23 protein-coding genes and 2 tRNA genes are annotated in these 24,382 nt (G+C 20.2%); 16 read left to right on the plus strand and 9 right to left on the minus strand.

From position 1 onward, the window contains the following. The first annotated feature begins 10 nt into the window (after nt 1-10). The 5 genes from leuB to dapA all read left to right on the plus strand — a co-directional run bounded on the left by leuB (nt 11) and on the right by dapA (nt 4,764). A complete protein-coding gene (gene leuB / locus GJT80_RS00290) occupies nt 11-1,105 on the plus strand; it encodes a 3-isopropylmalate dehydrogenase (protein WP_168867415.1) in 1,095 nt (364 codons plus the stop codon). Nucleotides 1,106-1,113: 8 nt separating this feature from the next. Beyond that, nucleotides 1,114-2,511 (plus strand): 3-isopropylmalate dehydratase large subunit, encoded by a 1,398-nt coding sequence (gene leuC, locus GJT80_RS00295; RefSeq protein WP_168867416.1) that lies wholly within the window; start codon nt 1,114-1,116, stop codon nt 2,509-2,511. Between the two features lies 1 nt (nt 2,512). After that, a complete protein-coding gene (gene leuD, locus GJT80_RS00300; RefSeq protein ID WP_168867417.1) occupies nt 2,513-3,115 on the plus strand; it encodes a 3-isopropylmalate dehydratase small subunit in 603 nt (200 codons plus the stop codon). 21 nt (nt 3,116-3,136) lie between these two features. Further along, entirely contained in the window at nt 3,137-3,790 is a 654-nt protein-coding gene (locus GJT80_RS00305; RefSeq protein WP_168867418.1) for an adenylate kinase family protein, read from the plus strand. A gap of 95 nt (nt 3,791-3,885) precedes the next feature. Further along, on the plus strand, nt 3,886-4,764 hold the full coding sequence (dapA, locus tag GJT80_RS00310; RefSeq protein WP_168867419.1) for a 4-hydroxy-tetrahydrodipicolinate synthase: 879 nt from the start codon (nt 3,886-3,888) through the stop codon (nt 4,762-4,764). Here dapA and glyS read toward each other — a convergent pair. Together glyS and glyQ are read right to left on the minus strand one after the other, a co-directional pair. Beyond that, nucleotides 4,756-6,828: a glycine--tRNA ligase subunit beta gene (glyS, locus tag GJT80_RS00315; RefSeq protein WP_168867420.1), complete on the minus strand. Its 2,073-nt coding sequence runs from the start codon at nt 6,826-6,828 to the stop codon at nt 4,756-4,758. The two genes, dapA and glyS, sit on opposite strands and share 9 nt — an antisense overlap. 15 nt (nt 6,829-6,843) lie before the next feature. Next, entirely contained in the window at nt 6,844-7,722 is an 879-nt protein-coding gene (glyQ, locus tag GJT80_RS00320) for a glycine--tRNA ligase subunit alpha (protein WP_168867421.1), read from the minus strand. 170 nt (nt 7,723-7,892) lie between these two features. Between glyQ and GJT80_RS00325 the strand changes: the two genes are divergently transcribed. The 3 genes from GJT80_RS00325 to rplY are packed head-to-tail and all read left to right on the plus strand — an operon-like array spanning nt 7,893 to nt 10,160. After that, on the plus strand, nt 7,893-8,822 hold the full coding sequence (locus GJT80_RS00325; protein ID WP_168867422.1) for a cation diffusion facilitator family transporter: 930 nt from the start codon (nt 7,893-7,895) through the stop codon (nt 8,820-8,822). 46 nt (nt 8,823-8,868) lie between these two features. After that, nucleotides 8,869-9,831 carry a 6-phosphofructokinase gene (pfkA, locus tag GJT80_RS00330; protein ID WP_168867423.1) on the plus strand — a complete coding sequence of 321 codons (963 nt, stop codon included), beginning with the start codon at nt 8,869-8,871 and terminating at the stop codon, nt 9,829-9,831. 35 nt (nt 9,832-9,866) lie between these two features. After that, nucleotides 9,867-10,160, plus strand: coding sequence for a 50S ribosomal protein L25 (gene rplY, locus GJT80_RS00335; protein ID WP_168867424.1), 294 nt, complete (start codon nt 9,867-9,869; stop codon nt 10,158-10,160). 35 nt (nt 10,161-10,195) lie between these two features. Here rplY and dapB read toward each other — a convergent pair whose 3' ends face one another. The 3 genes from dapB to ileS all read right to left on the minus strand — a co-directional run bounded on the left by dapB (nt 10,196) and on the right by ileS (nt 14,322). Continuing rightward, nucleotides 10,196-10,978, minus strand: coding sequence for a 4-hydroxy-tetrahydrodipicolinate reductase (gene dapB, locus GJT80_RS00340; RefSeq protein ID WP_168867425.1), 783 nt, complete (start codon nt 10,976-10,978; stop codon nt 10,196-10,198). An 89-nt stretch (nt 10,979-11,067) separates the two neighbouring features. Further along, a complete protein-coding gene (lspA, locus tag GJT80_RS00345; RefSeq protein WP_168867426.1) occupies nt 11,068-11,514 on the minus strand; it encodes a signal peptidase II in 447 nt (148 codons plus the stop codon). Nucleotides 11,515-11,544: 30 nt separating this feature from the next. Next, nucleotides 11,545-14,322 (minus strand): isoleucine--tRNA ligase, encoded by a 2,778-nt coding sequence (gene ileS, locus GJT80_RS00350; protein WP_168867427.1) that lies wholly within the window; start codon nt 14,320-14,322, stop codon nt 11,545-11,547. A 268-nt stretch (nt 14,323-14,590) separates the two neighbouring features. On the opposite strand from ileS, the gene rpsT reads away from it, so the two are divergent. From rpsT to gpmA, 3 genes are read left to right on the plus strand one after another with little or no spacing between them, the layout of a single operon-like run. After that, nucleotides 14,591-14,851 carry a 30S ribosomal protein S20 gene (gene rpsT / locus GJT80_RS00355; RefSeq protein WP_168867428.1) on the plus strand — a complete coding sequence of 87 codons (261 nt, stop codon included), beginning with the start codon at nt 14,591-14,593 and terminating at the stop codon, nt 14,849-14,851. A gap of 21 nt (nt 14,852-14,872) precedes the next feature. After that, nucleotides 14,873-15,220 (plus strand): iron-sulfur cluster insertion protein ErpA, encoded by a 348-nt coding sequence (gene erpA, locus GJT80_RS00360; protein WP_168867429.1) that lies wholly within the window; start codon nt 14,873-14,875, stop codon nt 15,218-15,220. Nucleotides 15,221-15,275: 55 nt separating this feature from the next. Next, the gene (gene gpmA / locus GJT80_RS00365) at nt 15,276-15,977 is read left to right on the plus strand and encodes a 2,3-diphosphoglycerate-dependent phosphoglycerate mutase (protein ID WP_168867430.1); all 702 of its coding nucleotides are present in this window, start codon (nt 15,276-15,278) and stop codon (nt 15,975-15,977) included. A gap of 7 nt (nt 15,978-15,984) precedes the next feature. On the opposite strand, the gene pta is transcribed toward gpmA, so the two are convergent. Together pta and GJT80_RS00375 are read right to left on the minus strand one after the other, a co-directional pair. Then, complete coding sequence (gene pta / locus GJT80_RS00370; RefSeq protein WP_168867431.1) at nt 15,985-18,111, minus strand: phosphate acetyltransferase; 2,127 nt, start codon at nt 18,109-18,111, stop codon at nt 15,985-15,987. Between the two features lie 47 nt (nt 18,112-18,158). Beyond that, nucleotides 18,159-19,364 (minus strand): acetate kinase, encoded by a 1,206-nt coding sequence (locus GJT80_RS00375; protein ID WP_168867432.1) that lies wholly within the window; start codon nt 19,362-19,364, stop codon nt 18,159-18,161. A 294-nt stretch (nt 19,365-19,658) separates the two neighbouring features. Here GJT80_RS00375 and GJT80_RS00380 point away from each other — a divergent pair. Both GJT80_RS00380 and GJT80_RS00385 read left to right on the plus strand, forming a co-directional pair. Then, nucleotides 19,659-19,729 (plus strand) — tRNA-Cys (locus GJT80_RS00380). A gap of 18 nt (nt 19,730-19,747) precedes the next feature. Next, nucleotides 19,748-19,837: transfer RNA gene (locus GJT80_RS00385), tRNA-Leu, on the plus strand. A gap of 20 nt (nt 19,838-19,857) precedes the next feature. Here the strand turns inward: GJT80_RS00385 and GJT80_RS00390 are convergent. Further along, nucleotides 19,858-20,313, minus strand: a complete 456-nt coding sequence (locus GJT80_RS00390; protein ID WP_168867433.1) for a CvpA family protein — start codon at nt 20,311-20,313, stop codon at nt 19,858-19,860. A 188-nt stretch (nt 20,314-20,501) separates the two neighbouring features. Next, nucleotides 20,502-21,302, minus strand: a complete 801-nt coding sequence (gene truA / locus GJT80_RS00395) for a tRNA pseudouridine(38-40) synthase TruA (protein ID WP_168867434.1) — start codon at nt 21,300-21,302, stop codon at nt 20,502-20,504. A gap of 182 nt (nt 21,303-21,484) precedes the next feature. Between truA and GJT80_RS00400 the strand changes: the two genes are divergently transcribed. The 3 genes from GJT80_RS00400 to lipA are packed head-to-tail and all read left to right on the plus strand — an operon-like array spanning nt 21,485 to nt 24,321. Continuing rightward, nucleotides 21,485-22,705 carry a serine hydrolase gene (locus GJT80_RS00400; protein WP_246208516.1) on the plus strand — a complete coding sequence of 407 codons (1,221 nt, stop codon included), beginning with the start codon at nt 21,485-21,487 and terminating at the stop codon, nt 22,703-22,705. Nucleotides 22,706-22,750: 45 nt separating this feature from the next. Then, nucleotides 22,751-23,395, plus strand: coding sequence for a lipoyl(octanoyl) transferase LipB (gene lipB / locus GJT80_RS00405; protein ID WP_168867435.1), 645 nt, complete (start codon nt 22,751-22,753; stop codon nt 23,393-23,395). Between the two features lie 56 nt (nt 23,396-23,451). Continuing rightward, nucleotides 23,452-24,321, plus strand: a complete 870-nt coding sequence (lipA, locus tag GJT80_RS00410) for a lipoyl synthase (RefSeq protein ID WP_211080445.1) — start codon at nt 23,452-23,454, stop codon at nt 24,319-24,321. Nucleotides 24,322-24,382 lie beyond the last annotated feature (61 nt).

Consider the following 24,382-nt stretch of genomic DNA (forward strand, 5'->3'; position numbering starts at 1 on the left):
TAAAATTATTATGTCTAACATATTTAGAATTGCAATTTTACCTGGAGATGGTATTGGTCCAGAAATAATGAAGCAAGCAATTAAAGTATTGAATAAAATAAAAAATTTTTTAAATATAGAAATTATTACTAATAAATATTTAGTAGGTGGATCTGCTATTGATAAATATGGAGATGCTTTACCTAAAAAAACATTATTAGGTTGTGAAAAATCTAATGCAATATTATTTGGATCAGTTGGAGGACCTAAATGGGATTATTTACCATTAAATAAAAGACCAGAAAAAAATTCTTTATTAAAATTGAGAAAATATTTTAATCTTTTTATTAATTTACGTCCTGCATATATTTATAATAATTTACATATGTTAAGTCCTTTAAAAAATCATATTATTAATAAAGGATTTAATATACTTTGTATAAGAGAACTAACTGGAGGTATATATTTTGGGCAACCTAATGGAAGAAAAGGACATGGTATTAATGAATATTCATTTGATACAGAAATATATTATAGATTTGAAATAGAAAGAATAGCTCATATGGCTTTTAATATTGCTTTACAAAGAAACAAGATGATATGTTGTTTTGACAAAGCTAATATATTAAATACATCTATTATGTGGCGTGAAATTTTAAAAAATATATCCTACCAATATTCAAAAGTTAAATTAAAATTTATGTATATTGATAATGCTGTAATGCAATTAATGAAAAATCCATCACAATTTGATGTAATTTTATCTAATAATTTATTTGGAGATATTATTTCTGATCAATGTGCTATGATTACGGGATCCATTGGTAATTTGCCTTCTGCTAGTTTAAATAATAAATTTTTTGGTTTATACGAACCAGCTGGTGGTTCTGCTCCTGATATTGCAGGAAAAAATATTGCTAATCCTATTGCTCAAATCTTATCATTATCAATGATGATAGAATATAGTTTAAAAAACAAACAGATTTCAAAAACAATAGAAAATGCAATTAAAAAAGTTTTAAATGAAGGATATAGAACAAAAGATTTATGTACTAATCAATTACATGAAAAAATAGTAACAACAGAAGATATGGGAACATTAATTACTGAATCTATAATATTATAGGAAATTTTATGGGAAAAACATTATACGATAAAATATATGATCGTCATGTTATTTGTAAATTAAAAGATAATATAAAAATATTATATATTGATAGACACTACATTCATGAAGTAACTTCTCCACAAGCTTTTCAAGCATTACGTGATAAAAAAAGAATAGTTTATAGACCTAATAAAACATTTGCAACAATGGATCATAATGTATCTACAAAAATAAAAGATATTAATGGTTCTGGAATTATAGCAAAAAAACAAATGGAAATATTAGTCAAAAATTGTCAAGAATTTAATATTGAATTATATGACATAAATCATCCTTTTCAAGGAATAGTTCACGTTATTGGTCCAGAACAAGGTATTACATTACCAGGAATGACTATTGTTTGTGGAGATTCACATACTTCAACACATGGTGCATTTGGTGCATTATCTTTTGGAATAGGTACATCAGAAGTTGAACATGTTTTAGCGACACAAACTTTAAAACAAAAACGTTTTAATAGTATGTTAATAAAAATTATTGGTAAAATACCTACAAAAATTACTGCAAAAGATATTATTTTATTTGTAATTAAAAAAATAGGAATTAGTGGTTGTAATGGATATATTGTAGAATTTTCAGGTAATGTTATAAAAAAATTAAGTATGGAAAGTAGAATGACAATATGTAATATGACTATTGAAATGGGTGCTAAATCAGGTTTAATTGCTCCAGATAATATTACTTTTGATTATTTAAAAAATAAAAATTTGGCTCCTAAAGGAATTTTATGGAAAGAAGCTATAAATTTTTGGAAAACATTATATAGTGATCATGATGCAATTTTTAATAAAATTGTTACTATTGATATTTCTAATATTGCTCCTCAAATTACTTGGGGTATTAATCCAGAACAATCTATAGATATAAATAAATCTATTCCTTTAATTGATTCATTTAAAGAATTATCTAAACAAAAAACAGCAAAAAAAGCTTTAAAATATATGGATTTACAAGAAGGTATGAAATTAACTAATGTTTATATTAATAAAGTATTTATTGGTTCTTGTACAAATTCTAGAATTGAAGATTTAAGATCTGCTTCGCAGATAATCAATGGATATAAAGTATCAAATAATGTTGAAGCAATAGTAGTTCCAGGATCTAATATGGTTAAAAAACAAGCAGAATTAGAAGGATTAGATAAAATATTTATAAACTCTGGATTCGAATGGAGATTTCCTGGATGTTCTATGTGTTTAGGAATGAATGGTGATATTTTATTTCCTGGAGAACGTTGTGCTTCTACAAGTAATAGAAATTTTGAAGGTCGTCAAGGTAGAAATAGTCGCACTCATTTAGTCAGTCCTACTATGGCTGCAGCAGCAGCTATATGTGGACATTTTATAGATATAAGATATTTTTAAAATGAAAAATCATTCTTTACAATATAGTGGTATTGTTGCTCCATTTAATATGTCAAATATTGATACAGATGTAATTATACCAAAACAATTTTTACAAAAAAACGAAAAAGTAGGATTTGGAAATCATTTATTTCATAATTGGAGATATATGGACAATGATGGTAATATTCCTAATCCAAATTTTATTTTAAATAAAAAACAATTTCGAAATGCTACAATTTTACTAACTCGAGATAATTTTGGTTGTGGTTCATCACGTGAACATGCTCCATGGTCATTAATAGATTTTGGGTTTCGCACAATTATTGCATCAAGTTATGCAGATATATTTTATAATAATGCAATAAATAATAAATTATTATTAATAATATTAGATATTAATATTATTAATGAATTATTTTTTATAATACAAAAGCAACCTGGTATGACTTTTATTATAGATTTACAGTATAAAAAAATTATTTCTGGTATAAAATCTTTTAATTTTAAAATTAATAAATCTTTAAAAGATTATATCATAAGTGATTTAGATCAAATAGATTTAACTATGAAATATATTAATCAAATAACTATATTCGAAGAAAATTATTTTAATTTCTTTTAAAAAAATTTGAGAATCTTTATAATGCGTATAATTTTATTAGGTCCACCAGGATCAGGTAAAGGGACTTATGCTAAATTTATATCAGAAAAATATAATTTATCAAATATTTGTATAGGTAATATATTACGTAACTATATTATAAATAATAATTCTATTTTATCTAAAAAAATAAAAAAATTTATTAATTGTGGATTAATGCTTCCTGATGACATAATAATTGAAATTATTAAAAAAAAAATATTAAGTTCAAACTGTAAAAAAGGATTTTTATTAGATGGTTATCCAAGAAATATTCTACAAGCTAATATATTACAAAAAGAAAATATAAATATAGATAAAGTAATAGAATTACATATTCCAGAAAATAAAATTGTAGAAAGAATAATTGGTCGTAGAATTCATGAATCTTCAGGAAGAACATATCATATAATATTTAATCCACCTAAAATATCAGGAAAAGATGATATAACAGGAGAAAATTTAATTATGAGAACAGATGATAATAAAAAAACGATTATCAATCGTTTAAACGAATATGTTAAAAAAACAAAACCATTAATTAATTATTACATTAATAAATCATTAAGTAAAAAATTTTTTTATACTAAAATAGATAATACTGATTGTATTTTAAATGTTCAAAAAAAAATAGAATTATTTTTACAAAAAAAATAAATTTCTTTAATTAAATGAATTAATTAATTAAGTTTATTTTTTAAAAATTTTTTAGTATAATAATATTATTATTTATTTTAAATGGATTGTTTATAATGTTCACCGGAAGTATTGTAGCTCTTATTACACCAATGGATATTAAAGGTAATATTTGTAAAATAAGTTTAAAAAGACTTATTGAATATCATATTAAAAATGGTACAAAAGCTATAGTTATTATGGGTACTACAGGTGAATCTGCTACATTAAATTATAATGAACATATAAAAATAGTAATGCTAGCAATAGATTTTGCAAAAAGTAGGATTCCAATTATAGCAGGAACAGGATTTAATTCAACATCTAAATGTATATCAATAACATCAAAATTAGAAAATTCAGGAATTATAGGATGTTTAAGTGTAACACCATATTATAATCGTCCTACACAAGAAGGTTTATATCAACATTTTAAAACTATTGCAAATAATACTGAATTACCTCAAATATTATATAATGTTCCAGTTAGAACTGGTTGTGATTTGTTACCAAAAACAATAGGACGTTTATCTAAAATAAAAAATATAGTTGGTATTAAAGAAGCAACTGGAAATTTATCACGTGTTAACAAAATTAAACGTTTAGTACATGATTCTTTTTATTTAATTAGTGGAGATGATTCTACTGCTTTAGAATTTATGAGATTAGGTGGTCATGGAATTATTTCTGTTACAGCTAATATTGCTGCCTTAGAAATGAGTAAGTTTTGTAATTACATAAAAAAAAATCAATGGCATAAAGCAGAAATACTAAATGAAAATTTAATAAAATTACATAATGTATTATTTATAGAATCAAATCCAATCCCTATTAAATGGGTTGCTAAAAAAATTGGATTAATAAATAATGATACAATGAGATTGCCTATGACTCCCATAGCTAAAAAAAATAAAATGATAATAGAAATAGTATTAAAACAATTAAAATTAATATAATTGATTTATATCAACTATTTGTGTAAAAAATTGATTAATTTTATTAAGAATAGTGATCCTGTTTGTTTTTATTTTTATATTTTTAACATCTATTGTAATTTTTTTAAAAAAATCATTTATAGGATAATATAATTCTGACAATATTAATAAAAGATTATAATATTCATTATTTTTGATTTTCAATAAAAAAATTTTTGACAATTTTAATAAATGATTAAATAATATTATTTCTTCTTTTTCTTTTAAAAGGTATAAATTTACATCTTCACTAATAAAGTATTTATTTTTTAGTAAAATTTTATTTATTCTTTTATAAGTATAAATTAAAAGTTTATTTTGTTTTTTTTCTTTTTTTAAAAATAAATTTAATGTTTTTATTTTTAAATCTATAATTAATGGTTTATTAACAATATTTGTTAATACTGCTTTAATAATATTTTTTTGAAATCCTAATGATATATACCAGTTTTGACACCTATTAATTATAAAATTCATCAAGTCATTAATAATATTTTTATTATTAAAATTTATGTTATATAAAGATATTGACACTTTTATTAATTTTAACAAATCTAAATTTAATTTATTATTAATTATAATTTTTATTATTACTAATGCAATTCTTTTTAATGCAAATGGGTCTTTATTACTTTTAGGAAATAAAGATATACCAAAAATACCAACTAAAGTATCAATTTTATCAGATAAAAATAATACACAAGAAGTTAAATTCTTAGGTATTTTATCATTAAATTTATATTGATATTGTTCTTTTATAGATATACATACATCTGTATTTTCTCCATTATATTTTGCATAATACATTCCAATAATACCCTGCAATTCAGGAAATTCATGAACCATTGTTGTAGCTAAATCACATTTGGATAATTGACTAGCTCTAATACAATTACTTATATTTGCTTTAATTTTAATTGCTATATATTTAGATAATTTTGTTAAACGTACCGTTTTATCTAATAAATTACCTAAATCTTTCTGAAAAATAATATTTTTTAATTTATTTATATATTGTTCAAGTTTTTTTTTAGAATCATTTTTAAAATGAAATTGAGCATCTTCAAATTTTGATTTAATTACTTTTTCATTTCCTTTAATAATTAAATTATTATTTTGAGATTCAACATTAGATATAAAAATAAAATTTGGCAAGAGATTTTTATCTATATCATATAAGGGAATATATTTTTGATATTTTATCATAATATATTCTAATATTTTATTAGGTAAAGACAAAAATTTAGAATTAAATTTTGCTGTTAATACTACTGGCCATTCTACCATAGATGTTAGTTCTTCTAAAAAATTATTTGATAAATTTACTGATCCATTTAATGAATAAGCAATTTTTTTTATATCATTAATTATTTTATTTTTACGTTTTAAAAAATTAACAATTACATTTCCTTTATATAAAAGAGACTGTTCATATTGATCTGCATTTTCTAAAATAATTTTTGATTCACCTATAAAACGATGTCCATATATAATTTTACTAGATTTTATATTGAAAATATTTATTTGTATATTTTTATTACCTAAAAAAACTGTTATAGTTCTTATAGGTCTAATAAATTTTAGACTATATTTATTTATATAATTCCAATACATTAAATTAGGTAAAGAAAAATTTTTTAAAGAATTTATAATCATTTGTGTTAATAAAAATTTAATATTAAGTCCTTCAATTTGTTTATTATAAAATAAATAATTATTTTTTATAATAATTTTTTTTATATCTTTAATTTGATATTTTTTAATCCAATGTTTAACAATATTTATTGAAAATATATTTTCATCATTACAATTAGATATTGTAGGTCCTTTTATTTTTAAAATGTAATTTAATTGTACTGTATTTAAATAAAATACTTGAATGGCAATTCTTCTAGGAGTAGCAAACCATATAATTTTTTTATATAAAAAATTATTTTTTTTTAATTCATTTTTAAAATTATCAAAAATTATTTGAACAGTTTTTAATAAATATTGAGAAGGAATATCTTCTATACCTATTTCTAATAATAAAGTTTCTTTTTTCATAATAAATGATATTTCCTATTTTATATAATGGTAATATTTTTTTACAACTAATTTAGTCATATTTCTTAATTTTAAAATATATCTTTGTCTTTCAGTGTTAGATAAAAATCTACGAGATTCTAATAAATTAAAACAATGAGAAGCTTTTAAAACTTTATCATAAGCTGGAAAAATTAACGGATGTTTTAAATTTAATAAAAAAGTAACTTCTTGTTCATAGTGTTTAAAAGACTTCACAAGAAATTCAATATTTGCATAATTAAAATTATAATCAGATTGTTCAAACTCATTTTGTTTTAAAATATCACCATAAGTAATAAAATGATTTTTATTTTTACTCCATATTAAATTAAAAATATTTTCTACTTGTTGTATATGCATACCTAATCTTTCTAAACCATAAGTAATTTCTCCTGTTATTGGATTACATGATAATCCACCAACTTGTTGAAAATATGTAAATTGAGTTATTTCCATTCCATTTATCCATATTTCCCAACCAACTCCATTAGCTCCAAGAGTAGGATTTTCCCAATTATCTTCTACAAAACGAATATCATTTGTCACTAAATTTAAATTTAATGCTTGTAATGATTGTAAATATAATTCTTGGATGTTATGTGGTGGTGGTTTCATTATAACTTGAAATTGATAATATTGTTGTAATCTATTAGAATGTTTTCCATATCTACCATCACAAGGTCTTCTAGATAATTGTATATATGCAACATTTTTAACTGTAGATCCTATAGCATATAAACATGTCATTGGATGTGAAGTACCTGCACCTACTTCTGTATCTATTGGCTGTAGTATACAACATCCATGTTGAGCCCAATAATTTTGTAAAATAAATATCATTCCTTGAAAAGTTTTTTCATCAAAATTGTTCATTTGCTTTATATTATTTAAATTTATTTTTGAATAATTTATTAGAATAAAAAATTCTAATTTAACATATTTATTATAGAATAAATATTAATGTTAAAGTAAACTATAATTTATACAATAAGTATTAATTTTCATTTACTAAATCGATAAAATTCATAGGAATAAAAATAAACATGAATGTTAAAGTAAACAAAATAATTAAAAAAAATCAATATACTAATTTAGTTACTAAAGCAACAAATTTAGCTATTTTATTATCTTTAACATTATTAATAATGAAAATATTAGCTTGGTGGTATACTAAATCTATTAGTATGTTGGCTGCATGTATAGATTCTTTAGTAGATATTACTTCCTCAACAATTAACTTATTTATTATATTTTATTCATTACAACCAGCAGATTCAGAACATACTTTTGGTCATGGTAAAGCTGAATCATTATCAGCATTAGCACAAAGTATGTTTATTTCAGGTTCAACTTTATTTTTATGTTTAAATAGTATTAAATATTTATCTAATCCTGAAAAATTACATTATCCAATAATTGGAATATTAGTAATAATAATTTCATTTTTTTTAACTTTAATCTTAGTTATATTTCAAAAAAAAGTTATATATAAAACAAATAGTCAAGCAACTCATGCTGATATGATACATTATGAATCAGATATATTAATTAATAGTGCAATTTTAATTGCTTTAGTTTTAAACTATTTTGGAATACATAGAGCAGATTCATTAATAGCATTAATAGTAGGCTTATTTATTTTTTATAATGCATTTAAAATTGGATATAAAGCAATTCAATCTTTATTAGATCAAGCTTTGCCTAATAAAGAAAAAAAAATAATAATAAATTTAGTAAGTTCATGGCCAGGAGTAAAAGGAGCACATCAATTAAAAACTAGAAAATCTGGTCCAACACGTTTTATTCAATTACATTTAGTATTAGATGATTATTTACCTTTATTAGAATCACATTCTATTGCAGAACAAATAGAATTAGCTTTAAATAAAAAATTTCCTAATTCAGATATAATAATACATCAAGATCCATATTCAGTGGTTTCAGAACAGTATAAAGGATATTTTAAAAATTAAAAATATAAAATTTAATTTAAAGATTTAAAATAAAAAAGAGGTTTTTATGATTCGTAAAATAGGTATTCTTACTAGTGGTGGTGATTCTCCAGGAATGAATGCTGCTATTAGAGGTATTGTAAGAACTGCAATAGGTAATGATATTGAAGTATTTGGAATATATGATGGTTATTTAGGTCTATGTAGTAATAATATAAAAAAATTAAATAGACATAGTGTATCAGATATTATTAATAGGGGAGGTACTTTTTTAGGTTCAGCAAGATTTCCACAATTTAAAAATCTTAAAATACGTAAATTAGCTATTAAAAATATGAAAAATTATGGTATTGATGCTTTGGTAGTTATTGGGGGTGATGGATCTTATATGGGTGCAAAATCTTTAACAGAAATGGGTTTTCCATGTATTGGTATACCAGGAACTATTGATAACGATGTAGCAGGTACAGATTATAGTATTGGATATTTTACAGCATTAGAAACAGTTGTTCAAGCTATTGATCGTTTAAGAGACACTTCTTCGTCTCATCAGCGTATATCATTAGTAGAAATAATGGGAAGATATTGTGGAGATTTAACTTTAGCTGCTGCTATTGCTGGAGGATGTGAATTTATTGTTTTACCAGAAATTACTTATAATCAAAATGATTTAGTAAATGAAATTAAATTAGGAATAGACAAAGGTAAAAAACATGCTATAGTATTAATTACAGAATACATTTGTGATATTAATAAATTAGCAAAGTTTATTGAAACAAAAATACAACGTGAAACAAGAACAACTGTATTAGGTCATATTCAAAGAGGTGGTTCTCCTGTTGCTTATGATAGAATTTTAGCTTCTCGTATGGGAGCATATTCAGTAGAACTATTATGTAAAGGATATGGTGGGAGATGTATAGGAGTTATAAATGATAAAATGGTTCATAATGATATTATTTATGCTATCAAAAAAATGCAAAGAGTTTTTAATAATGATTTATTAGAGACCGCTAAAAAATTATATTAATTTTTAATTTAAAAATATAATTACTTGAGAAAATAATGAATAAAATAAAAATTTTTAAAAGAAATATAACAGGAAAAAAATCAAATAAATGGTTACGTATTAATGGTAAAATACCAGCTATAATATATGGAAATAAAAAAAAAGAAATCTCTATTTTTATTAAAAATAAAGATTTATTAAATATAAATAATAATTTATTAAGTAATAAATATCATATATTACAATTAATTGATGAAAAAAATAAACTTATCAGAGTTAAAATTTCTGATATTCAATATCATCCTTATCAATTAACTAAAATATATCATATAGATTTTTTACGATTATAAATAAATTATAATATAAAAACATAATATTTAATTTTTTATATTCCTAATACATCACACATATCATATATTCCTTTTTGTTTAGTATTAGAAATCCATATAGCAGCTTGTAAAGCTCCTTCAGCAAAAGTTAATCTATTAGAAGCTTTATGTATTAATTCAATTTGCTCTCCTATGGAAGATAAAATTATTTGATGTTCACCATAAATATCACCAGCTCTTATAGAATGACAATTAATTTTATTAAAAATTTTTTTATTAAAAAAATTTAAAATAATATTTTTTATAGATAATGCTGTACCTGAAGGACAATCTATTTTATTTTTATGATGTTTTTCAATAATGTCAATATCTATAATATTTTTTTGTTTATTAAAAATTTTAGATATTTTTTTTAATATTGTAAATATTATATTAACTCCTATACTAAAATTAGATGACATAACAATACCAATATTATTAGACATTTTTTTTATTTGTATTTTTTCTTCTTCAGAAAATCCAGTTGTACCAATAACAATATTTTTATTATATTGATTACAAATGTTAACATAATTTAATGTGGTTTTAGGATTTGTAAAATCAATTAATGTATCAAAATCATTTATTATATTCATAATATTATCTTGTATATATAAATTATATAATATGTTTTTTTTAAATATATATTTAATATTATTATTAATTACTAATGATTTTTTAGATTCTAAAACACCATTTAATAATATACAATTATATTTATTTTGATTTATAATCATTAATAAATTTTTTCCCATACGACCATTAATACCAGATATAGCTAAACGAAATTTATTTTTCATTTTATAAAAACCTATTAATAAATATAATTTATTTTACAAATAACAATTATTATAATTAAAATTATCTTTGATTCAATTTAAAATTAAACTTAATAAATAATTAAAAGTATAATACCGATAACTATTGAAATATCAGCTAAATTAAAAATAGGATAATGTAAATTTCCTATATGTATATCAATAAAATCTATAACAAAACCATTAATAATTCGATTAATTAAATTTCCTAATAATCCTGCAATAACTAAACTATACATAAAATTTATAGATTTCTGCTTTATATTTTTATAAAATAATAAAATTAATATTAAAATATTACAAAATATAATACTTAAATTATATTTATTTTGTTCTCCAAATACACCAAATATTATACCATAATTATTAATATAATATAAATTTAAATGAGAATTAATATAATAAGATTCATATAAATTAAATTTTTTAAAAATAAAAAATTTACTTATTAAATCAATAAATATTATTATACTTATAAATATTATATTTAAATAATTATTTATTTTTAAATATTTCATAAATTTTATTATAATAGTAATATTCAAATATTAAACAAATAAACGTATTTCACCATTTCCTTCAATATTTTGTATACAACGATTACAAATATTATTAGTAAGTTTAATATAATAATGCCAACATCTTAAACATTTTTTACCAACAATTTTTGTTATTTGAAATTTATTTATTAATTTATTATTATAATTGTCTTTATGTTCTATAATAGTGACAGAAGAAACTAATAAAAAAAATTTTAATTCATTACCTAATAATAATAATTTATTATAAATATTTGTATTTAGGTATAAAATAATATCTGCTTCTAAAGAACTACCTATAATATTTTTTTCTCTTGCATTTTCGATAATTTTATTTATTTCAATTTTAAATTTAAATAAATCTTCCCAATAATTATTATTCATAATTTCATATGAAGATAATTCAAACAGTCCAGAATACCATTCTTCTGTAAATACATATTTTGATCTTTTACCAGGTATGTAATTCCAAATTTCATCTGCAGTAAAAGATAAAATAGGTGCAATCCATCTTACTAGTGATTCAATTATTAAATACAATGCAGTTTGACTACTTAATCTAGCTATACTATTTTTTTTAAAAGTATATTGTCTATCTTTAATAATTTCTAAATAAAAGGAACCCATATCAATGGAACAAAATTTTACTATTTTTTTTATTACATTTTGTATATTATAATTATTATAATTATTAATTATATAATTTTGTATTAATTTAGTTTTATTTATAATCCATCTATCTAATATTAACATATTTGATTCTTTTAACATATTTTTTTCAGGAATAAATCCATCTAAATTAGATAATAAAAATCTTGCTGTATTACGAATACGTCTATAAATTTCTGTAGTTTTATTTAAAATATTTTGAGAAATACAAATATCATTAGAGTAATCAGTTAAAGATACCCATAATCTTATTATATCACTACCTAATAGATTTATAATTTCTTGAGGATGAATAATATTACCTAAAGATTTAGACATCTTTTTACCTTTATTATCTACAGTAAATCCATGACTAATTACTGTTTTATATGGAGCTTTATTTTCTATCGAAGTAGAAATTATTAATGAAGAAATAAACCAACCCCTATATTGATCAGATCCTTCTAAATAAATATCAATTTTTTGTTTATTTAAATATTTTATATTTGAAATAACTGAATAATAAGTAGATCCAGAATCAAACCAAACATCTAATACATCTAGTACTTTTTCATAATTTATTGCATCTATACCTAGAAATTGTGTTATATCTAAATCCCACCATGATTGTATTCCTTTTTTTTCTATAATTTTTGCTATAGATTCTATTAAATTCACAGAATCATAATGTATTTTTTGTGTTTTTTTATGTATAAATAATGGAATTGGAATGCCCCAAAAACGTTGACGAGATATACACCAATCTGGTCTATTAATTAACATATTATGCATTCTATTAAATCCCCAATTAGGTATCCATTTCACTTTTTTCATTGTTTTCAATGTTAAATTTCTAAGATTATTTTTATCCATACTAATAAACCATTGGGGTGTAGCTTTAAAAATTACAGGCATTTTATGACGCCAACAATATGGATAACTATGTAAATATTTTTCTGATAAAAATAATGAATTATTTTTAATTAAAATTAATTGAATTATTTTATCAGAATTAAATATATTTATACGATCTAAATCAGGATGAATTCCTTTAATAAAAAATCCTTTTTTATTAATTATATTTATTCCTTTAATATTATTTTTAATACATATATTATAATCATCTAAACCATGATTTGGAGCAATATGAACAATTCCTGTTCCTGAATATTCTGAAATATAATTAGTAATTATTAATGGTGTAGAATTATTATTTATAGGATTATATAAAAAAATATTTTTAAAAAAAATTCCTTTAATTTCACCTAATATCTCCCAATCTATAATTTTAGATTTTTTCATTATTTTTTTAACTAATTTTTTAGCAATAACTATAATTTCATTATTAATTTTAATTAATTGATATATAATATTAGGATGTATTGCTACAGCTTTATTAGCAGGTAATGTCCATGGTGTTGTTGTCCAGATTAATAATGAAATATTAAAATTATTTTTTATATTACAAAATGTGTTAAAAAAATTAATATCAATTATTTTAAATTTTACATATAATGATAATGATTTTTTATTTATATAATCTACTTCTGCTTCAGCTAAAGAAGAACAACAAGAAATACACCAATGTACTGGTTTTTCTCCCTTATATATATGATTATTTTGTAATATTTTACTAAATGTTCTAATAATATTAGCTTCTGTTTTAAAATCCATAGTTAAATATGGATTATTCCAGTCAGCTAAAACTCCTAATCTAATAAAATCTTTTTTTTGTTTTTTTATCTGTTGTAATGCATATTTTCTACATTTTAATCTTAATTGTGATTGAGAAATTTTTTTCTTTAATATACTTAAACTTTGTTCTACTTTTTGTTCTATAGGTAAACCATGACAATCCCATCCTGGAATAAATGGAGCATTATATCCATTCATATTTTTAGATTTAATAATAATATCTTTTAAAATTTTATTAAAAGCATGACCAATATGAATATTTCCATTAGCATATGGGGGTCCATCATGTAAAAGAAAAATTTCTTTCCCTTTTTTAGAATCAAGTATTTTTTGATATAAATTATCATTTTCCCATTTTTTCAATATAATTAATTCATTTATAGAAAGATTTGCTTTCATTGGAAATTTAGTATTTGGTAAATTTAAATTAAATCTATTTTTCATATTATAAATATTTCCTTAAAAAATATATTCTTAATTATAAATTAATTAATAAATATTATTTTTTATAATAAATTTATTATTTATAAAATTTTTAATGAATATTATCATATATTATTAATGTAATTAAAATTAAATTTGAATTCATAAAAAAATTTCTTTTATTAAAGATAATTTTTTAGATATACTGTAATAAAAATTTATATAACTATACAAAATATATTATTTAAAAATATAAAAATTATATTAATAATATTTTAAGGAAATAAAAATGGCGAATATTAAATCTTCTAAAAAAAGAGCAATTAAATCTGAAAAACAAAGAAAACATAATATGAGTTATCGTTCAATGTTACGTACTTTTATAAAAAAAGTGAATAATGCATTATTAACTAAAAATATAAAAATTATACAAATAACATTTAAACAGATGCAATCTGTTATTGATAAACAAGTACGTCGCGGTTTAATACATAAAAATAAAGCTGCACGTCATAAATCAAGATTATTTTATAAAATAAATAATATTTAAAATTGAATGATACAGAGTACTATGAAAAATAATTTAATAAATTCTTCAATAAAAATTACAAAAAAAGCTATTAATAAAATTAAATATTTTATTTCAAAAAAAAATAATAATAAAATAAAATTTAGAATATTTATAATAGGTGGTGGATGTAATGGATTTAAATATGAATTTATTTTAGATAGTAAAATTAACAAAAAAGATATAATAATAAAATTATTAGAATTTTCAATTATAATTGACCCAATTAGCATGCAATATTTATTTGGGATTACAATTGATTATATTGAAAATATTGAAGGATCAAAATTTATTATTCATAATCCAAAAGCCAAGACTACTTGTAATTGTGGTTTTTCTTTTGATATTTAATTAATATTAAATTTTTATTTTACATAATATTAAATATTTCATATAAAGGTAATTTATGTCAACGATAAAATTAGTATTACTTCGTCATGGTCAAAGTCAATGGAATAAAGAAAATCTTTTTACTGGATGGTATGATGTTGGATTATCTGAAGAAGGAATAATTGAAGCAGAACAAGCAGGAAAAATATTAAAAAATTATAATTTTAAATTTGATTACGCTTATACTTCTGTTTTAAAAAGATCTATACATACTTTATGGTTAATTTTAACTGAATTAGATCAAATGTGGATACCAGTTAAAAAAACATGGAAATTAAATGAAAGACATTATGGAGCATTACAAGGAATGAATAAAGATCAAATAACTGAAAAATACGGAAAAAAACAAGTACATAAATGGAGACGTAGTTTTGATATTAATCCTCCATCTTTAACTATAGAAGATCATCGATGTCCACGATATGATTCAAAATATTCTAAATTAGAAGATTATGAATTACCATTAACAGAAAGTTTATCAATTACTTTGAAAAGAGTAATAGATATATGGATTAATGATATTTTATATAAAATAAAAAATGGGGAACGTATTATTATTGTGGCACATGGTAACTCTTTACGCGCATTAATTAAATATATAGAAAATATTAATAATGACGATATAGTTAATTTAAATATACCTACTGGTATTCCAATGATTTACGAATTTAATGAAAATTTAAAATTTAAAAAAAGATTCTTTTTAAAAAGTATATAATATTATTTTATATTTTTTTAATTGATTGAATAGATGTTATAACTATAGTATAGATGATATCTTCAATAGTAGCTCCTCTTGAAAGATCATTTACTGGTTTATTTATACCCTGTAATATTGGTCCTATTGATATTATTTCAGATGATCTTTGTACTGCTTTATACGTAGTATTTCCTGTATTAAGATCAGGAAAAATAATAATATTTGCTTGACCAGCAACTGAAGAATGTGGAGCTTTATATTTAGCAACATTTTTAATTATTGCTGCATCATATTGTAATGGTCCATCAATAACTAAGTTAGGATATTTATTTTGAACAATTTTAGTTGCCTTTGATACAAGATCAACATCTTTTCCTGTGGCAGAATTTCCTGTAGAATATGAAATCATTGCAATTTTAGGTTTAATATTAAACAATATAGCAGTTTGAGCAGATTGAATTGCTATTTCAGCTAATTGTTTAGCATTAGGATTTGGATTAATAGCACAATCACCATAAATTAATACTCCTTGTTTCAACAACATAAAAAATATAGATGATATTAAAGAATATTGAGGTAAAGTTTTAATTATTTGTAATGCAGGTCTAATTGTATTAGCAGTTGTATTATTTGAACCAGACACTATGCCATCTACCTCACCCAATTTTAACATTACAGTAGCTAAAAACATATTATTTTTTAATAAATTTTTTGCTGCAAACTCATCAATACCTTTATGTTTTCTTAAATCAATAACAGACTGAATATAATTTTTTCGGATATGATCAGGATCAATAATATTAATTTTTTTATTTAGAATAATATTATGTAATTTTGCTATATTTTTTATTTCTTTAACATTACCTAATAAAATACAATTAGCAATTTTTTGGTTTACACATATAGATGCTGCTTGTATAATACGTAATTCATTTCCTTCGGGAAGTAAAATAGATTTATTTATTTTTTGTGCTTGCTTAACTATATTATATTTAAATATATATGGTGATATAAAATTATTATTTGTATAATTTTTAAAATTTTTATAAAAAATAATTTTATTTATATATTTTACTATGTAACTTTTAATTTTATTAATTAATAATTTATCTTGTATTGGAACATAATTTTTATTAAAATTTTGTAATTGAGAATATATTTGCCAAATATTTAAACTTATATTTAACAATGTTATTTTATTTTTTATACTTAAATTAATAAAATCATCAATAATATTATTTTTAGTAACATTTACTATATTATATTCTGTAAATAAAATTGCAGTAACAATATTTCCATTAATAATTTTTTTATATAAATTTTTTAATAAATTTATATTTTTTATAGAAATAATAATTAAAGATTCAAAAAAATATTTTTTATTTACATAATCATTATCTATAAAAATAGTAGATTTAATTTTACAATTATTAATAATATTAATTATATTACAATTTAAATATTGACATATTTCTATTATATTTATTTTAAATATATTAGATATATAACCCCATGGTATATATATAAAAGATGTATTTGATTTTAATAAATTAGATTTATTGTGAGCAATTTCTTTTTTTATATTATTATTTTCTAATGAATTAGAACAATAAAAAAAAGGATTATAATTATTTTGAAAAGGTTTTTGTACAATATAATATGCATTATATAATTGTTTTTGATTTAAAAAATTTTTAAAATAAAAATTAATTTTTGATTTTATTTGTTCAAAATTATTTTTTTTAAAAATTGAGGTAATAAAGATTATATTTGCATTAAAAATTTTTGCTATTTGACAATTTAAATTAAATAATAATTTTTGTTCTATAATAGGTATTAATCCTTCTATTAAAACAATATCAGTTTTTATTATATTCAAATAATAATTTTTAATTATATTATCTATAATATCATTATATTTTATATTTTTATCTAAATTTTTAATATTTAATGATTTTATGCATTCTATATTAGAATATTTAATTAAAATTTTTTTTGTATAATCAAAAATGTTATTTTCTATTTGAGAAATAGGTTTAAAAAATTTACATTTTAAATTTTTCATTTGTAAATTATGAATTAATCCTAAATTAATACTTGTAAAAAAGTTAGCATCAATATTTACAGGCATAGACATGATAATTTTTGACATAATTATTTCTCCTTTTGTAAAAATTTATTTAAATTATATAAAAAAATTTAATTATGTATAATAATAAATGTATCTTGTGCAATTAATAATTCTTCATTTGTTGGTATTACTAATATTGGAATACTATTCCTATTATTAATTAGTCCTGATTTACCATGTTTCATATCTATATTTAGTTTTTTATTAATATTCATACCTAATATTTTTAATTTTTTTATTGTTAATTCCCTAATTAAAATACTATTTTCTCCTATACCACCTGTAAAAATAACAGCATTTAATTTATTATTCATTAATATAGTATAAGAAGCTATATATTTTGACAAACGATGTATAAATATTTTTACTGCCGTTTGAATTTTTTTGTTTTTTAAATAATTATTTTCAATATATCTAAAATCACTAGTTATATTTGTTAACCCTAACATACCTGATTTAGTAGTTAAAATATTTTCAATTAAATTTACATCCATTTTTAATTCTTTATTCATATAGAAAATTATAGCTGGATCAATATCACCACATCTAGTTCCCATAACTAATCCTTCTAATGGAGTTAATCCCATTGAAGTATCTACACTTTTACCATTACAAATAGCTGTTACTGATGAACCATTGCCTAAATGACAAGTAATACAATTAAAATTATGAATTGATTTATTTAATATTTCAGCACCTTTTTTAGAAACATATCTATGACTTGTTCCATGAGCTCCATAACGACGAATTTTATATTTTTTATAAAAATATAATGGTAATCCATATAAATATGATTCTTCGGGTATTGTTTGATGAAAAGAAGTATCAAAAACTGCAATTTGTTTTTTTTTTAAATGTGGAAAAGATTTTAATGCTTCTTGTATTCCAATTAATTGAATGGGATTGTGTAATGGAGCAAATATAGATGCTTTTTTTATTTCTTTTATAACTTCATCATTAATAATTACAGATTGTATAAATTTTTCTCCTCCATGAACAATACGATGTCCAATAGCAATAATACTGTTAAATAGTACTGGATACATAATTAAAATTTTATTTGCTAAAAAATTTAATGCTATTCCATGATTACTTTGTTTTGTTAAAAAATATTTTTCTTCAGAATTATTTATTTTCCATTTAATATAAGCTTTAATATTATTAAAATATTCTGCAATACCAGACAAAAAAGTTTTTTTATTAATTGGATCAATTATGGCAAATTTCAAAGAAGAACTACCACAATTAATAACAAGTACTAATTTAAATGACATAAATTATATCCTCATAAATATCTATAAGAAATAAGATGTTTATTTATAAAAAATTAAAAATTTAATAATTAATAAAATAATTTTTTACTAAAAATTATTATTTATCATAAATAAATTATTTTAATTATAAATTTATTATTTTAATATGATATAAAAATTATAATTATATATAAATTATATAAATTTTATATATAAAAGAAATTAAAATTATATATTTATTGCAATTTTTATAAATATTGTTTTATAATCTCTACAAGTTATTAAAAAAAAATTTTATTAATAAAATAAGTATGTGGCGCATTGGCAGAATGGTTATGCAGAGGACTGCAAATCCTTTTATTTCGGTTCAATTCCGGGATGCGCCTTTCCTTTTTAATATTCATGCCCAGATGGTGGAATTGGTAGACACAAGGGACTTAAAATCCCTCGACATATATATTGTTGTGCGGGTTCAATTCCCGCTCTGGGTACCAAAACATATTATATAAAATATTTATTTTATATTGTTTTTAATAAAATGATTTAAATAATAAAATAGTTGTGGTTTATCTTTTAAAAGATCTGAATATAATTCACGGTTACAATAATTTATTATATATAAAAATATTAAAATTATTATAATTCCTTTAAAAATACCATAAAATAAACCAAAAATTTGGTTTATTTTATTTAAAAAAGATTTTTGGATACTATTATTTACATAATAATTGATAGTATACCCAATAATTAATATTATTATGAATAAAGTAAACATAGAAATACTATTTTTTAATAATAAATTATCAATACTATGTATATATTTGGATAAATAATGATAATATTTTTTAGAAAAATAATATGCAAAAAACCAAGTAAATATTGATAATATTTCTTGTAAAAAACCTTTATACCAACTTATTAAAGATGAAATAATAATAATTATTATTAGAAAATAATCGATCAGATACATATTTTTTTTTATATTAAACCTCAATATTCATTTATAAATTTTTATTTTTCTTTATTTATTATATATTTTAGAATATCATATACAAACTTAAATATCTTAATTATATTTTTGTTTAATAAATTTTAATTAAATGATTATTTAATGATAACTATTTATTTATTATAACTAATATTTTTCTAAAAATTTTTTTATAAATTTAATAAAAAATTTAAATTACTATAATATGGTATATTAAATCTTTTCGGATATTCAATTTCTACTAAAAACAATCCATTAGGTTTTACTGTAGTTGCTGCTTTTGTTCTATCTTTTTTTTTTAATAACTCTAATAACCAGATTTCTTTTTTAGAATGTGATCCTATTTCTAATAAACAACCTACTATAGTGCGTACCATATGATAAACAAAAGAATTAGCTTTTATATCAATAATTATATAATTATTATATTTTTTTATATTTAAATGTATTATTCTTCTATAAGAACTACTAGATTGACATTTTACTGATCTAAAAGAAGTTAAATCATTTTCTCCTATCAAATATTTTGCTGCTTTATTCATTTTTTTAATATCTAAATTATATTGATACTGAGTAACTAATTTATTTAAAATTCCTGAACGATATTTACTATTATATATTATGTAATAATATTTACGAGATATAGCACTAAATCTTGCATGAAATTCTTTTGTTACTGGAACAATCCAAGTAACTACTATATCTTTAGGTAATAAACTATTTATACCTAATATCCAAGATTTAATCTTACGTATAGAAACAGTTTCAAAATGAATGACTTGGCCTATACTGTGAACTCCTATATCTGTTCTACCGGCACAAAAAATTTCTATATTATGATTAGCAATTATAGATATTGCATTTTCTATGTGTTGTTGTATAGTATTTGAAAATTCTTTTTGTTTTTGCCATCCATGATAATTACTACCATTATATTCTATTCCTAAAGCAAATTTAAATATTTTTTTCATATTATATTGATAAGTATTTATAAATAAGTTTTAAAATTTTTATTTATTATATTAAAGAAATCTATTAATATTTTATTTCTATTTTAGAAAAAATTATATAAAATATATATTTTAAGAAATAATAAAAATTATATTTATTTAAAATTTAAAATACATATTCTAAATATAGAGTTTAACATATAATGAAATTAATAAATAATTGTATTAAATATACTTATAAGATATCAATTAACTTAATATTAATTATTATATTTATGATGTATTCTTATATATCTTATAGTAATGAAAATTTTTTTGAAATTACATCTAAACCTATTTTAAATGCTAAATCATATATTTTAATAGATTATTATTCAGGATTAGTATTAGCAGAAAAAAATGCTGATATACATTATAATCCTGCTAGTTTAGCAAAAGTAATGACTAGCTATGTAATAGAAAAAGCTATTGAATTAGGTAAAATTAATCGTAATGATGAAGTAACTATAGGTAAAAATGCTCATTATTCAGGTAATATATTATTTAATGGATCATCTTTAATGTTTTTAAAATATGGAGAACATGTTTCTGTTCAAAATTTAATAAAAGGTATTATATTACAATCAGGTAATGATGCTTGTGTTGCAATTGCTGAATATATATCTGGTAATCAACATAACTTTGTTAATTTAATGAATTTTTATTCAAAAAAAATAGGGTTAAAAAATACAATTTTTAAAAATGTACATGGATTAGATGAATTTAAACAATATACTTCTGCTAGAGATATGGCTCTTCTAGGAAGAGCATTAATAAGAGATTTTCCTAATGAATATTATTTATATAAAGAAAAAGAATTTACTTTTAATAAAATTCATCAAATAAATCGCAATTCATTATTATGGGATAATTTGTTAAATGTCGATGGTATTAAAACTGGACATACTGAAATTGCTGGTTATAATTTATTAGTTTCTGCTAAAAAATATAATATGAGACTTTTAGCTGTTATTTTAGGAGAAAAATCTGAAAAAAATCGTACATTAGATAGTAAAATATTATTAAATTGGGGATTTAAAAATTTTAAAACTATAAATCCATTAATTAAATACAAAAAATTTAGCATTATTCCAGTTTTTTTTGGGAAATATCATTCTACATTTTTAGGAGTTAATAAAAATGTATATTTAACTATTGTAAAAAGTCAAGAGAAAAAATTACATATAATATATTTTATTAATTGTAATAAAATAATAGCACCTATTCATAAATATGAAATATTAGGTAGTGTTAATTTTATTATAAATAATCATATATTAAAAAGTTATCCATTAGTATCTTTACAAGAAATACCTAAAGGTAATTTTTTTATTTGTCTTTTTGATTATATTAGATTACTATTAAGTAAATGGTTAAATCAATAATATTTCAATAGATATATTTTATTCAAATTAATAATAATATTAACTATGTATAATTATAAAAATAATTTATTTGTACGTGATTTAGGTATAGAACCTTGGGTTTTAACTTATAAAAAAATGAATAATTTTACTGAACAACGTAATTTATTTACATTAGATGAAATTTGGATGGTAGAACATACACCAGTTTTTACACAAGGCAGAACATCTAAAAAAGAAGATATTTTATATATAAATAATAAAATTCCTTTATTTAATAGTAATAGAGGTGGAAAAATTACATATCATGCTCCAGGGCAACAATTAATGTATGTATTAATTAATTTGAAAAAACGTAATATTGGTATACGAATTTTAGTATCAATATTAGAGAAAACAGTAATAAATGTTTTATTTAATATAGGAATAAAAGCAGATAAATTATTATATAACTATAATCCTGGTGTATATATTAATAATAAAAAAATTGCATCAATAGGTTTAAAAATATCTAAAGGATATTCATTACATGGTATTGCTATAAATGTTGATATGGATTTATTACCTTTTACTTATATTAATCCATGTGGTTTCCATAAATTAAAAATGATTCAAATAAAAGATTTAGTTCCTAACATTAAAATTCCTATAGTAAAAAATTTAATAATTAATGAATTTATGAAATTATTAAATAAATATAGTAAAATATAAATTTATTTTATATTTTAAACACCTTATTTATAAAAAGTTAATAAATATTAAATAATATGAAACAATTTTTTTTAAAAAAACCTGATTGGATTAAAATTAAATTTTCTGAAAAGAATATTCATAAAGTAAAACAAATTAAATCTATTATAAAAAAAAATAGATTATATTCTGTTTGTGAAGAAGCATCTTGCCCTAACATTATAGAATGTTTTAGTAAAAAACAAGTAACTTTTATGATTTTAGGTAATATATGTACTAGAAATTGTTTGTATTGTAATGTTATTAGTGGTAGACCATTAAAAATTGATAATAATGAAGCATTAAATTTAGCTAATACTATTTATCAAATGAAATTAAAATATGTAGTTATTACTTCTGTGAATAGAGATGATTTACATGATGGAGGAGCTAAACAATTTTCTATATGTATAAAATTAATACGTAAAAAAAATCCTAATACTAAAATAGAAATATTAGTTCCTGATTTTAAAAATTGTATTAATAAAGCATTAACAATTATTAAAAATACATTACCTGATATTTTCAATCATAATATAGAAACAGTAGAACGTTTATTTAAAATAATAAGACCTTCTGGAAATTATAAACAATCATTAATTTTATTAAATCAGTTTAAAAAAAAATTTCCTAAAATTACAACAAAATCAGGATTAATGTTAGGTTTTGGAGAAACTAATGAAGAATTATATAATACTTTATATGATTTAAAATCAAATGGAGTTGATATTGTTACTATAGGTCAATATTTACAACCTACTAAAAAACATATTGCTGTTAAAAAATATATTAGTATATTAGATTTTAATAAAATAAGGGAAAAAGCTCTAGATATAGGTTTTAAAAAAGTAGTATGTGGACCTTTTATACGTTCTTCTTATAACGCAAAAAGTTATTTTATTAAATAAACATTATTATGCCTCTGAATAGTTTAAGATCTTTTTATAACATTTGTTTAAAACAAATTTC

This window comes from Enterobacteriaceae endosymbiont of Plateumaris braccata (assembly GCF_012563325.1).
GTDB lineage: Bacteria > Pseudomonadota > Gammaproteobacteria > Enterobacterales > Enterobacteriaceae.